The sequence below is a fragment of the Micromonospora sp. WMMC273 genome, from assembly GCF_027460285.1.
GTDB lineage: Bacteria > Actinomycetota > Actinomycetes > Mycobacteriales > Micromonosporaceae > Micromonospora > Micromonospora aurantiaca.
Map to the genome: position 1 here is coordinate 5,950,343 of NZ_JAPZBE010000001.1, position 12,594 is coordinate 5,962,936.

Annotated in this window: 13 protein-coding genes; 8 read left to right on the plus strand and 5 right to left on the minus strand. The window is 70.4% G+C overall.

Going from position 1 to position 12,594, the window contains the following annotated elements:
- Positions 1-19: 19 nt before the first annotated feature.
- A complete protein-coding gene (locus tag O7611_RS27620) occupies positions 20-3,433 on the minus strand; it encodes an NACHT domain-containing protein (RefSeq protein WP_194800410.1) in 3,414 nt (1,137 codons plus the stop codon).
- A 165-nt stretch (positions 3,434-3,598) separates the two neighbouring features.
- On the opposite strand from O7611_RS27620, the gene O7611_RS27625 reads away from it, so the two are divergent.
- The 5 genes from O7611_RS27625 to O7611_RS27645 all read left to right on the plus strand — a co-directional run bounded on the left by O7611_RS27625 (position 3,599) and on the right by O7611_RS27645 (position 7,099).
- Entirely contained in the window at positions 3,599-4,207 is a 609-nt protein-coding gene (locus O7611_RS27625; protein WP_194800409.1) for a class I SAM-dependent methyltransferase, read from the plus strand.
- A 72-nt stretch (positions 4,208-4,279) separates the two neighbouring features.
- The gene (locus tag O7611_RS27630; protein WP_194800408.1) at positions 4,280-4,810 is read left to right on the plus strand and encodes a hypothetical protein; all 531 of its coding nucleotides are present in this window, start codon (positions 4,280-4,282) and stop codon (positions 4,808-4,810) included.
- A gap of 48 nt (positions 4,811-4,858) precedes the next feature.
- Positions 4,859-5,200: a DUF1330 domain-containing protein gene (locus O7611_RS27635; protein WP_269697820.1), complete on the plus strand. Its 342-nt coding sequence runs from the start codon at positions 4,859-4,861 to the stop codon at positions 5,198-5,200.
- Between the two features lie 47 nt (positions 5,201-5,247).
- Positions 5,248-6,240: a P1 family peptidase gene (locus O7611_RS27640; RefSeq protein ID WP_194800441.1), complete on the plus strand. Its 993-nt coding sequence runs from the start codon at positions 5,248-5,250 to the stop codon at positions 6,238-6,240.
- A 175-nt stretch (positions 6,241-6,415) separates the two neighbouring features.
- The gene (locus O7611_RS27645; protein WP_269697821.1) at positions 6,416-7,099 is read left to right on the plus strand and encodes an excalibur calcium-binding domain-containing protein; all 684 of its coding nucleotides are present in this window, start codon (positions 6,416-6,418) and stop codon (positions 7,097-7,099) included.
- Between the two features lie 41 nt (positions 7,100-7,140).
- Here O7611_RS27645 and O7611_RS27650 read toward each other — a convergent pair whose 3' ends face one another.
- Positions 7,141-7,518, minus strand: coding sequence for a winged helix-turn-helix transcriptional regulator (locus tag O7611_RS27650; RefSeq protein WP_194800406.1), 378 nt, complete (start codon positions 7,516-7,518; stop codon positions 7,141-7,143).
- Positions 7,519-7,596: 78 nt separating this feature from the next.
- On the opposite strand from O7611_RS27650, the gene O7611_RS27655 reads away from it, so the two are divergent.
- The 3 genes from O7611_RS27655 (at position 7,597) to O7611_RS27665 (ending at position 10,057) form a co-directional block, all read left to right on the plus strand.
- Positions 7,597-8,007 (plus strand): RidA family protein, encoded by a 411-nt coding sequence (locus O7611_RS27655; protein ID WP_194800405.1) that lies wholly within the window; start codon positions 7,597-7,599, stop codon positions 8,005-8,007.
- Between the two features lie 388 nt (positions 8,008-8,395).
- Positions 8,396-8,932 carry a hypothetical protein gene (locus O7611_RS27660; RefSeq protein WP_269697822.1) on the plus strand — a complete coding sequence of 179 codons (537 nt, stop codon included), beginning with the start codon at positions 8,396-8,398 and terminating at the stop codon, positions 8,930-8,932.
- A 96-nt stretch (positions 8,933-9,028) separates the two neighbouring features.
- Positions 9,029-10,057, plus strand: a complete 1,029-nt coding sequence (locus O7611_RS27665) for a WD40 repeat domain-containing protein (protein WP_269697823.1) — start codon at positions 9,029-9,031, stop codon at positions 10,055-10,057.
- 168 nt (positions 10,058-10,225) lie between these two features.
- On the opposite strand, the gene O7611_RS27670 is transcribed toward O7611_RS27665, so the two are convergent.
- The 3 genes from O7611_RS27670 to O7611_RS27680 form a co-directional block, all read right to left on the minus strand.
- Entirely contained in the window at positions 10,226-11,296 is a 1,071-nt protein-coding gene (locus O7611_RS27670) for a polysaccharide deacetylase family protein (protein WP_194800402.1), read from the minus strand.
- Positions 11,297-11,745: 449 nt separating this feature from the next.
- Positions 11,746-12,180, minus strand: coding sequence for a DUF6228 family protein (locus tag O7611_RS27675; RefSeq protein ID WP_269697824.1), 435 nt, complete (start codon positions 12,178-12,180; stop codon positions 11,746-11,748).
- 164 nt (positions 12,181-12,344) lie between these two features.
- Complete coding sequence (locus tag O7611_RS27680; RefSeq protein ID WP_269697825.1) at positions 12,345-12,569, minus strand: hypothetical protein; 225 nt, start codon at positions 12,567-12,569, stop codon at positions 12,345-12,347.
- Between the last annotated feature and the right edge of the window lie 25 nt (positions 12,570-12,594).

Sequence of the window (12,594 nt, forward strand, 5' to 3'; positions counted from 1 at the left end):
GGGTGGTGGCGGTACGGGGTCACACCGCGGCGCGCAGCGTGTCGAGGGCTGACGCCAGCGAGACCTCGGCGGGCACCCGGTCGTGGGCCCGCAGGTAGTCCACGAGCAGCCGGCACAGGCTCGCCTCGTCGAGGAACTCGTCCGGCAGCCGGTGCGCGAGCAGGGCGTGCATCGTCTTCGGCGGGATCTTCGGCCAGGCCAGGTCGGCGTACTCGTCCAACGCCATCAGCAGCCACAGCGCGGTGCGGTTGTCGACCCGCGCGGCGGCGAACTGCTCGGCCATCTCGGCCGACACCACGCCGTCCTCCAGCGGCAGCTCCGCGAGCCGGTCCTCGATGTCGGCGAGCACCCGCCGGACCCGGGGCACGTACCGCTGCGGCAGCCGGTGCAGCCCGTGCCGCAGGATGAGGGCGTGCAGCACCGCGTGGTCGTCGGTCGTGCCGAGCGAGTCGACCAGCTCCGGGAACTCGTCGATCAGGTACGGGCACGAGATGATCAGCTCGGGTGGCGCGGTGGGCGAGTCGGGCAGCCGGCTCAGCGCCACCCGGGTCAGTCCGCACACCACCTCGCGGGGCAACTGCGCGCCGTCCTCGGCGAGGCATTCCAGCAGGACCGTGGCGCTCGTGCTGGACACCGCCTCCGGTGACTCGACGGCACGCGCCCACAGCCGCCGGTAGCTGCGCTCGTCGTACAGGATGAGCTGGTGCAGCGACGGCACCGGCCAGCGGCGGGTGGCGAGCGACACCAGGTCGGCGTGGAACCGGCCGGCCTCGAAACTGTCCGGCTGCTGGCCGCGCCACGTCCGCGCGCCCGCCTGCAACTGGCCGTAGGTGGTGATGTCGCCGAGCAGCCGCGCCTCCTCGGCGGCCACGTTCACCGTCTCCCCCCGGCGTTCGCGCCGCCGCTCGGCGATGATCCGGCCGTCGGCGTCCCGGTTCAGCCAACTGATCATCGCGAGCTGGCCCTTCTCGTCCAGCCCCGCCCGCCACAGCCGGACCGTGGACACCCAGGTCGCCTCGTCCATCAGGTCGGTGTGGCGTACGCCGTCGGGTGACACCAGCGCGGCGAGCGCGACCAGGTTCGCGGTGTACGCGGCGAGCAGCCGCACCGGGTCGTACGGCGCCGGCCGGTAGCCGTCCACGCCGGCCAGGTCGGTCCGCTGCCGGGCCTCGGCCAGCAGGCCGGCGATGGTCTCCACGATCGCGTCCCGCTCCTGCGGATGGCGGGAGCTGAGATCCCGCGCGAACTCGACCAGCGCCTCCCGCTTGACCAGCGGCTGGTGGGAGAGCAGCGCCCGGAACTGACCGGTGTCCAGCTGATAGCCGAAGCCGGCCGGGCTGCGGGTGTGCCGGCGCAGCTCGGCCAGGCTCCGCAGCGCCCCTACGACGTACTCGGCGATCAGGAAGTCCCCGATCGTGGTGTGCAGGAACTCGTACGTGCGCCGGGCGTCCTCACCCTGCACGTCGTCCGGGCCGTACACCACGAAGAACGCGGCGGTGACAAGCTGCTCCGGGCCGAGCACGTCGCCGAGTTCGAACCGGGAGCCGTCACCGCTGCGGGAGCCGAAGCAGTCCAGGTCGAGGCGGAGCGCGGCCCGGTTCACCAGTTCCCGGTTGCGGTTGAACATGGCGAACGCGGTGATCGCCAGGTCGCGCCGGAGCTGGTGCTCGCGGGCCTCCCGCTCGTGGTGCGCGAGCGCGGTCGGCGCCTTCTCGCTGACCTGCCGCCTGATGAACGCGGTCAGCAGGCCGGTGAACAGGTCGGACCGGGAGATGGCGGCGCCGGGACGACGGTCGGCCCAGTGCTCGTTGTAGTAGATCGCGAGCAGCGTGAGCAGCAGCGGCTGGCGGGCCAGCTCGCCGTGCGACAGCAGTTCCCGGGCGGACAGCCGGCGGTAGCCGGGCCGGTCCTCGTTCGCCGCGTTGACGGCGGCCAGCCAGGCGGTCACCTGGGCGTCGGTCAGGTCTTCCAGCCGGACCAGCACGGTGCCCTGCGGCACGCTGGCGCGGTCCATCACCAGGATCCGGGACGTGATGATCGGAATGATCGAGTAGCCCAGGTCCCACTGGGCCTCCTGGAACTCGGCCACCCGGTCGATGTACTGCGAGTGGGCGGTGCCGGTGACCTGGACGAGTTCGTCGAACCCGTCGAAGATCACCACGACGGTGGTGTGCTGGGTGGCCCGGCGCAGGTCCGCCCAGCGGATGCGCTCGTCCATCACCTGCTCGATCGCGGCCTCGATCTGCTCGGTCGGCGACGTGTCCCCGGACATCCGGCGCAGCGGCACCACTATCGCGGTGAACCGGCTCGCCGGCAGCCGGGCCGCGATCACCCGGGTCAGCAGCGTCTTGCCGGCGCCCGGCTGGCCGAGGAGCAGCAGCGGACGGTGCAGGCTCGCCGGGTCGGTCAGGTACCGGGAGAGGAACCCGACGAGGTCACCCCGGCGCGGCTGGTCGTCCCACCAGGCCTCCCGCTCGGGTGACGTGTGCTTGCCGTACTCGGCGGCCCGGAAGTCGGGGCTGATGAAGCCGCTGTCGACGTTCGGCAGCCGCAGGTGGAAGTCGACGTCCTTGATCCGCAGCAGCGGCTGCCGGAACACCGCCGCGAGCGAGCCGGTGAGCCGGTCGAGGGACTCGCGGAGCAGGTCGGGCCGGTCGGCGGCGACCGGCCCGGACAGCTCGGCGAGGTTGCGGTAGAGCTCCGCCAGTGCGTCCAGCCGGGCCGAGACCTCGGTGGTAAGCGTGCGGTTGTCGATCAGGTTGTGCTCGATCGCCTGGCGCATCATGCGGAACCCGAACTCGGGGAGGTCCGTGGCGAGCCGGTCGAAGCGGTCCTGGTAGTGCGACATGGCCCGGGTCACCACGCGGGAGCGCAGCGACGTGAGGTCGAGCCCGCGCCGCACCGACGGCCAGGCGGCCAGGCCCTCGCAGAACGCGATGGTGGCGTCGTAGAGCCGGACGTACGCGACCTCGACGTCCCGGCGGGTGTCGTCCATGCCGTACACCGAGGAGGGCAACGGGAAGTAGCCGCCGTCGATCTCCTGCGGAAGCGTGTGGTGCCGCCGCTCGGCCGACACCATGCCGACCTTTTCCTCGTCGGTCAGTTCCAGCCTGTCGAAACCCGGCCCGACCTCGTCCCGGAAACCGTCGAAGAACGCGGAGAGCGCCAGCACGGTGTGGCTGGCCTCCAGCAGCTCGTAATACGATTTTCCGCCGGTTGTCCGGATGCGGCCGGCCTGGTTTCCGGTGGCGTCCCGGACGAGCTGCACGAGTGCGTTCTTCGGGCCGAGCAACGCGAGCGCCGTACCGTGGGAGAGGGCCCCAGCGCCCAGGATCCCCGCGCTGACGACCTTGTCGGTCTCGGTGATGCGCGTGCTGCCCGGGGCCAGCAGTCGTAACGCATCTCGATAGCTGAGGCTCGAACGGCGCGGCATGCCGCCCCTTCCGCTGCTGGCGATCGGATTCTTCAAGGATAGAAACTTCAGTGACGGAAAGCTATCGATTCCTCACCGGGCGGCGGCTTTACGACGACTTTTCCATTCATTCATCTCATTCATCCGGTAAATGCGGCGAAGGCGTCCGACCCCTATGGTCGACGGATGGACCACACACGGGTACGGCAGGCGTACGGGGCGGTCGCGACGCTCTACATCGAACTGTTCGGCACCACCGGCAAGGTGCACGCGGACGACCTCGCCCTCATCGGCCGGCACCTGACCGTCCGGACCGGTCCGGTGTTCGACCTCGGATGCGGACCCGGTCACCTCACCGACCATCTCCGTTCGCTCGGCGTCGACGCCACCGGGATCGACATGGTTCCCGAGTTCGTCGCGCACGCGCGGGCGACACATCCGGACGGCGCGTACCGGCTCGGGTCGCTGGACGACCTCGCCGTCCCCGACCACTCCGTCGCCGGCATCCTCGCCTGGTACTCGCTGATCCACCTCCCGCCACCGGAACTCGACGGCGTGCTGGCGGAGTTCCGCCGCGCGATCGTGCCGGGTGGACGGCTCGTGGCCGGCATCTTCGTCGGCGACGAGGTGGGCACCTTCGACCACAAGGTCGCCACCGCGTACCGCTGGCCGGTGGAAGAGTTCTCCGCGCGCCTGCGGCGGGCGGGGTTCGCGGAGGTCGAGCGCCTGACGCGCCTCGACGACGAGGCCCACCGTCCGCACGCCGCCGTCGCGGCCGTGGCGTCCGGGGCCTGAGCGCGCACCATCGTCACCAGGCCGCAACCGAACGCGGATCGCGGAGTGACACGGCGCTGTCACCGTCGGAGCATGGCCGCGCCAAGGGGTACGAGGACACGCCGGGCCGTCGCGACACCGGCCGCCGCCCTGATCGTGCTGGCCGGGCTGAGCGCCTGCACACCGGAGGTGAAGGGCGTCACCGGCCTCACAGTGGACGCCCGTGGCCGGCCGCACGCGGCGCTCGCCTGGTGCGGGGACCGGCCGCCCGACCTCGTGGTGCTCACCTCCGTGGCGGAGTCCGCCTCGCCCGGTGCGCCCACGCCGGAGCGGTCGTACCGGCCGAGACGGAAGTACGACGTGCCGCGCGACGCGACCGCGCCCGCCCTCGTACCCCTTGCGGGTTTCCCGCCCGGGCCGGTGGTCGACGCGCAGGCGGCGTTCCGGGTCTCCGGCGCCACCCACGACAACAGCTTCCGGACCGAGGGCGTGGACTTCCGGATCGCCGAACTGGCCGAGCTGCGGCCGGGGTCGGTCCTGGTCACCGATTTCGACGACGACGGGGAGGTGCTGCGGACGGTCCCGCTCGACGAGTTCACGGAAATGGGCGAGAACAACTGCTGACCGCCGTGTCAGGATCGGCGTTCGTAGTTCGACGGCCGGAAGGACACCATGCCCGCGTACGCCATCGCCCACCTCCAGGACGCCGCCCCGCACCCGGACATCGCCGAGTACGTCGAGCGTCTCCCCGGCACCCTCGCCCCGTACGGCGGCCGTTTCCTCGTGCACGCCACGCCGCACGAGGTGAAGGAGGGCACGTGGCCCGGTGCCGTCGTGATGCTCGGCTTCCCGGGCATCGCCGAGGCCCGGGCCTGGTGGGACTCGCCCGCCTACCAGGAGATCGCGCCGCTGCGCTCGCGGCACATCGAGGGCGACATCATCCTGGTCGAGGGCGTCCCCGACGACTACTCCCCGACCGGCATGGCGCAGGCGATCCGGGCGGCGGCGTCCTGAGTCGGTCCGGCCGGCGCTCCCGCGACCTGGGGATCGTCGTCGGGTCGCTGCCCACCGGGCCGGACAACGCGATCACCGACGTGCCCGGCGTCCTGGTCGGTCACACCACCGTCGACGACGGCGCCGACCTGCACACCGGCGTCACCGCGATCGTGCCGAGCGGGCTCGGCCCCGGACGGTGGACGCTGCCCGCCGCGGTGTACGCCGGCAACGGCCACGGGAAGCTCGTCGGCTCGACGCAGGTGGACGAGCTCGGCGTACTGGAGTCCCCGGTGGTCCTGACCGCCACGCTGTCGGTGTTCCGGGCGGCGGACGCGCTGCTCGGGCACCTGATGGAGCGCCGGCCGGACGGGCTGTCGTTCAACCCGCTGGTCGGTGAGACCAACGACGGGCACCTGTCGGACATCCGCCGCCGCCCGATCACGAAGGCCCACGTCCTGGCGGCACTCGCCGGGGCGAGCGGCGGACTCCCCGCCGAAGGCTGCGTCGGCGCCGGTACCGGCACCACCGCCCTGGGCTACAAGGCGGGCATCGGCACCTCGTCCCGCACGGTCAAGACCGCCGGCCACACGCGGACGGTCGGGGCGCTGGTCCAGTCCAACTTCGGCGGCGTCCTCACCGCGCTCGGGGTGCCGCTACCGGTCGACGAGCTGGTCCCGGCCGCCGACCGGACCGAGCCGCCCGGCAACTCGTGCATGATCGTGGTGGCGACCGACGTACCAGTGGACGCGCGCCAGCTCCGCCGGCTCGCCCGCCGGGCCGTGTTCGCGATGGCCCGGGTGGGTGCGTCGTTCAGCAACACCAGCGGGGACTACGCGATCGCGTTCACCACCTCGGATCAGCAGCCGATCCCGGACGCCGCAATCGATCCCGTGTTCGCCGGCGTGCTGGACACGGTCGAGGAGGCGCTGCTCAATTCGCTGTTCACCGCCGTCACCACTACCGGTGTGGGCGGCCGTACCAGTCACGCGGTTCCCCATCGGGCCGCCGTCGAGCGGCTGGCGGCAGCGGGACGGCTCACGGCCCGGCCGTACGCCTGATCCACCGTGCCCCTCGCCGTCGGCCGTTCGGCGAGGGGCCGAGTCCGATCATCCGCCGCATCGATGCCGATGTTCCGGCCGATGCCGACCGTTTCGTCGCTTATCACGCCGGTAAGGTCCGGTCTGTCGGCTCAGTGACACTGCGGGCCGCAGGCGTCGCTCCACACTGCCCGCTGTGACCGAACTCCCTCCCCAGGATCCGCGGCGCGAACAGGCGCCGCTGCCCGACAAGCCCGGCATCCCGCTCTCGGCACCGCCACGGCCGTCGTGGTGGAGCCGCCGACCGGCTGCGATCAAGGTGTTCCTCGGCCTCGCCTGCAGCGGCGCGCTGCTGGGCATCGGCATGACCGGATGCGCCACTTCCGAGCCGAGCGGGTCGCCGGAGAAGGTGGCCCAGGGGGTGCCGACAGTGGCGGCGCCCACCACCACGGCCCCAGCGCCCGAGCTCAGCACCGTGTCGCCCGAGCCGTCGCCGTCACCCACCACGGCCGCGCCGGCCACCGCGAAGCCCGCGTCGAAGCCGAGCCCGCGCAAGACCACGAAGCCCGCCGTCTACTACAAGAACTGCGATGCCGTACGCGCAGCCGGCAAGGCGCCGCTGCTGCGCGGCCAGCCGGGGTACCGGACCGGGCTGGATCGCGACCTCGACGGCGAGGCGTGTGAGCCGAGTGGCGGCAACGGCGAGTCCGGCGGTGGCAGCACGGGCGGTGGCGGCAGTTCGGGTGGCGGCGGCAACGACCCGCGCTTCGGCACCTGCAAGGAGGCGAACGCCAACGGGTACGGGCCGTACCGGCAGGGCAAGGATCCGGAGTACTACTGGTACATCGACCGGGACAACGACGGCATGGTCTGCGAGTGACGTCCGGCACCGGGGCGGACCGGACGGTGCCGCCCCGGTGGTCACTCCAGCTCGTCGTCGAATGCCCTGCGGGCGCGCTCGATCTGCGCCATGTGGGCGTCGGCCCAGTCGAGCAGGACGTCGACCGGTGCACGCAGCGTCTTGCCCAGCGGGGTGATCCGATACTCGACAGCGACCGGGCGCGTCGCCACGACGTGCCGTTCCACGATGCCGTTGCGTTCGAGTCGCCGCAGGGTCGCCGTCAGGGACTTCTGCGTCACCGCCGGGATCGCGCGGCGCAGCTCGTTGAAGCGGCACGGACGCTCGCACAGCTCGTTCAGGACGCTCAGCGACCACTTGTCCAGCACCTGATCGAGCAGTTCGCGGTGCGGTGCGTCGACGCGCAGCTCGGCGGCACCGGCGGCGGCGGTATCGCTCATGAAACCAGGTCTCCTTGAAGTGTCCTCCGTCAACTAGGTATCAATGGTAAACCTCAGTTGCCCAGTGGAGGAGCACCGATGTCCGTCACCCGTCTCAGCCCTGCCGGTCTTCAGCCGAACACGCCGTACCACCACGTGGCAGTCGCCACCGGATCGCGCCACATCCACGTCAGCGGCCAGGTCGCACGACTGGGCGACGGCTCACCCGTCGCCACCGGGGACCTGGCCGGGCAGGTCGCGCAGGTGCTGCGCAACACCGGCCGCGCCCTCGCCGGCGCCGACGCCTCGTTCGAGGACGTGGTCCGGCTGACCTTCTACGTCACCGACTGGACGCCCGAGAAGATCGGGCCGTTCATGGCCGGGATCGAGTCGGTCGCCGAGGAACTCGGACTGCCGCAGCCGCTTCCGCCGGCGTCGCTGATCGGCGTCGATCACCTCTTCGAGCCGGACGTGCTGGTGGAGTTGGAGGCGACAGCGATCGCACACTGAGCAGCTTTCTGCTCGACGTACATCACATCCATCGTCATTCGCGCATCCATGGAACGAGCCCTGCCCTCGGGTAGATCCACCACCACAGGACGTGCGCGGGTGGCCAGTAGGTCACGGCGGCGATGGCGAGATACCAGGGACGTCATCCGTCGAGCAACCCGCGGTAGCCGTGGGCGTCGGCCCAGCCGTGCACGGCCCAACTCCACAGCGCATAGCCGGCAAGGAGAGCGAGGGACCAACCGATCCGTGCGGACTTCCCGAGCCTCCGCCCACGTCGGCGGCCCGGTGCCTCTCGCGCAGGCCACGCCACGCGTACATCATGATCCTGCCTTGCAAGGTCACCCGATCCGCGCGGGGCGGTCACCCGACCTGATGGGAAGTTGAGGCCATGATCCGGCGGAATGACCCGCTCGCCCTGTTGGCGATCGCCATGGGCACGGCGGCCGGCGCCTTCGTCCTCGTGACGCCCTCCCGCGTCCCCCATACCCCACAGACGCTGCTGATGGGTCTCACGCTGCTCGGCACGCTCGTACTGTTCATGTACCTCGCGGGGCCGGCTGCCTTCGTGGCGGTGACCCACACGCACGTCGTCGTGGGTAACCCGCTCGTCGGATACCGCGTCCCCCGGTCACTGGTCGACGGAGTCCGGCTCGACGGGTTCGACATCGAGCTGCGGGTCTCGGGGCACGCGCCCATTCCGATTGCCGCCCTGATCCCGGCCCTGGGCGGCCACAACCGACTGCGTCCCGAGGATTACCAGACGCGCTTGAACAGGCTCGCGGCGCTCTTGAACCACACGCCGGCGACGCTCGTAGCCGGCACGATGGCGCGCCGGTACCGGTATGTGCACCTCGTTCTCTTGGCGGTGGACGTGCTGGCTCTGGTCGGGATGGTGCTCTCCATCAGCACCGACCCCCTGGCGTAGATGTACGGCGCCGGAAGCGTCGGCCCCACCGGCCCACGGTCACGTGGCGTCGTCTGGGAAGCTGGCCCGTCGATCTTCATGGATGATGGGAGCGGGATGTCGCAGGACTGGGAACTGGACGACAGGCAGGCGTTGACCTCGGTGGCGGTGGACACCGGAGACAGCGGCTTCATAACCGCATTGGCCGCCGGTACCCGCAACGGTCAGCCGGTGTTCGCCTCCGGCTCCGAGGACGCGACGATCCGGCTGTGGGACGCGGCCACCGGCGGAATCATCGACTCCCTGGACGCCGGCGGCGCGGTCACCTCGGTGGCCTTCGGCGGGCCCGACCGGGACATCGTGGTGGGTGTCACCGACCAAGGGGTGGTGCAGCGCTGGGACGCCAACTCGGGCGCGAAACTGGGCGACCCGCTGCATCACGGCGACCATCCGATGTATGCGGCGGTCACTGTCGACATCGGCGGCCGCTGCCTGCTCGGCGTCAGCGGAGCAGACCAGACGCTGCGAATCTGGGACATCGTGACGGCCGAACCGCTGGCCCAGGTTCCGGTGGGCCAAACCGTCCGATCCCTGTCGATGGCCGCAGCCGGCGAGAGACTCCTGGCGATGGTGCACGGCGACATTGTCGGCGACGCGGATTGCCTGGCGGATTCCATGGCTGCGCTGTGGGACGTATGGGCCGCAGAGCGGGTCAGGCAGCCGCTACAGCTCAGCGACCGCGCCGACGTCGCCGTGCTCGGCGTGCTGAACGGCCGGGCGGTGCTCGTCCAGGGCCTGGACGTCGGCGCCGACGACTTCGACTTCGACCCGGCGGGCATGGACGATCTGCAGTTGCGGGACGCCGTGACCGGCGAACTCCTCCGCGAGTTCGACGATCACGGGAACGGCCGTTGCAGCACGGTGGAGCTGATCACCGCCGCCGGACGGACCTGGGTCGTCTCAGGCCACGAGGGTGGTGTCGTGCTGCTCGACGACGGACTCCGGCCGGTCGGCGACGCCTACGACGGGCACGACGGCGAGGCCGTCGACCTGGTTGCCGGGACGGAGGCGGGCGGTGACCTGGTGATCGCCTCCGTCGGCGACGCGAACAGCGTGCAGATCAGGCGGGCCACGCTCCCGGGCTGAGCCGGCCCGCCCCGGGCCTCCGGCACGGGGTGTGGTGGCAGACGGTGACGACGGCGACATCGCCCCATCGTGAACGCCGCGATGGGGCGATGCCCGAACGTCAAGTCCGCCGCTTTCGACCGAGCCCAGCCCTGAGCCGTTTCCAGTGGCCTGGGCAGGTTACCGGGGTCAGCCCGCGGTGCAGGAACGGATCTGGGGCCTGGCGCTGCTGTTGCCGTTCATCATCGTGGTGAAGCCGAAGGTGTTGCCGCTGCCGTTGGACCGCATCGTCATCACGTAACCGGTGCTGTCCCAACTGGGGGAGCCGTTCCAGGTGGTGGAGACCCGCTGCGGCGGGGTCAGAGCCACGACCACGGTCCAGTTGCCGGCCCCCTGAACCGTCACCGAGGTGTTGTACCGGTCACCCCAGACGTTGGGGGTCGTCGCCGTCGCTGTGCACCCGCCGCCGCTGGGAGGCGGAGTGGTCGGCGGCGGAGTGGTCGGCGTGCCGGTCGGCGCCGGAGTGGTCGGCGGCGGAGTGCCGTCCGGGGCCACCGCTCGGCCGGTGCTCGGTGAGATCATGCCCGGGCAGAGGTTGCGGCTGGTCAGGTTGGCCATGATCTGCGGAATCGCGTCGCGGGTGTTCTGAATGCCGTCGTGCATCAGGATCACCTGGCCGGCCTGGAGGCGGCTGGCGTTGGAGACGATCTGGCTGACGCTGGCGCCGTTCCAGTCCTGGGAGTCGACGTCCCAGATCACCTGGCGCAGGCCGAGCGACGAGGCGACCGACTGGAGGGTCGAGTTGGTCTCCCCGTAGGGCGGGCGGAACAACTGCGGCCGGACGCCGGTCGCCGCCTGGATCGCCGAGTTGGTCTGGGAGAGGTCCGACTGCATCTGACTCTGACTCATCGAGGTCATGTGCGCGTGGTTCCAACTGTGGTTGGCCACCCACATGCCCGCGTCGACCTGGGCCCGCGCGGCGGACTGGTTGCTCTGCACGTTCTGCCCGACGTTGAACATGGTCGCCCGTACGTTGTTCGCGCGCAGCACGGACAACAGGGCGCTGGTGCTGCCGGTCGGCCCGTCGTCGAAGGTGATGCCGACGTACCCGTTGCAGGTGGCGGCGCTGGACGGAGTGGCGGCGACCGCGAGACCGGCGGCACTCAGCGCCACAGTGGAGGCGAGCACTGCCAACCGGACGGTGAGACGCGATGTTCGAGGTGCGGACGGGCGGCGGGAGCCGCGGATGCTGGCGTACATGCGCAGGTCCTCCTTGGGACGGGTGATACCTGACGACGCATGGCGTCAATCGAAAGAGATTGATGTTGCCGGCGCTCGGAGTATTGCAGCGGCGTTTCGAGCACGTCAATGATTTTCCGGAATTTTTCCGGAAGTACGTGCCTGGGTGACGTGCCGGATTCCCTGGACAATGCCCATGAACTGGCCATTCACCGTCTCACCTAACCGGTAGCGCAGCGAACAGCGGCGGCAAGGAACCGCCCTGCACATGCTGCGAGAACCAGAAGGCCACGTGATCCCCAAGTGCATGTCCAGGCCGTCCGGGGGTCGCCTGGTCCGGGTCCTCAAGCACTCGGCAACTCGATCGCCCGTTCCGGGGCTCGGCGGGCTGGTCGCTCCGGTCCTACGTGGTCTGCCCCACCGGTCTGCCCTCACCAGTGGCACGCAGAGACATGTCGTCGCCGTGGCGGCTACGTACGGAGGAGGTGCGTGAGGTCAGCGGCGAAGCGGGTCATCTCCTCCCCCGCTTCGAGCACGAGGACCGCCCTGGCGGACCAGGCTTTGTCCTCCACGTCGAGACCAGGAGCCCGGAGAGTCACGCCCAGCGACACGTAGCCACGTCCGTCGTGCCGGGCATCGATAGCGAGTTCGCGCTCCACGGACGTCCAGGTACGAGTCCCGTTCCAACCACGCCAGTCCGCTGCGAGCCGCTCAACGAACGCCGGCAGCGTCGTCGCCAGGTCGGCATAGCGGCCGTCGATCTTGGCGACCGTCGAAGCGGTCACACCCTCTTCGTGCAACGCAGTCGCGATCGTGAAGACGTAGCCGTCACCGTACGGATCCTGCGGCGGATGGACGACCCATCGCGCGCCGCCGTAGGGCTGCAGAACGAACGGCTCAGTCATGGTGGCTCGCAGTATGCAGGGTCACTGACGCCCTCGCCTCTGTGAGGGGGCCAATGGCTCCCACAACCACACCGAGCCCGCCGAGGACGGATACGAGAAAGCCCTCCGGGTGGCTCCGTCCGTACCCCGTGGTCCGAGTTGTTGCTGTCAACAGCTGCTGTCAGTCATTGCGCCCGGTCCCGGCACCCGCAGCGGTTCATGACGCCGCGGTACGCGTCCACTCGCCCATCGAGCCGCTCCACCAAGAGGTGGTCGTCTTCGCGCCAGATCGTTTCGCCGGGATGCACGACGACCGGTTGGTCCAGTACGAAGTGGCGCCAGCGATCAATCAGCGTGAGGCGGTCTGCCCGCTCGCGCGACGATGGGCTCTTCCTCCTGGCCGTGCTCATGCTCGACAGCATCGATCAGGCGGCG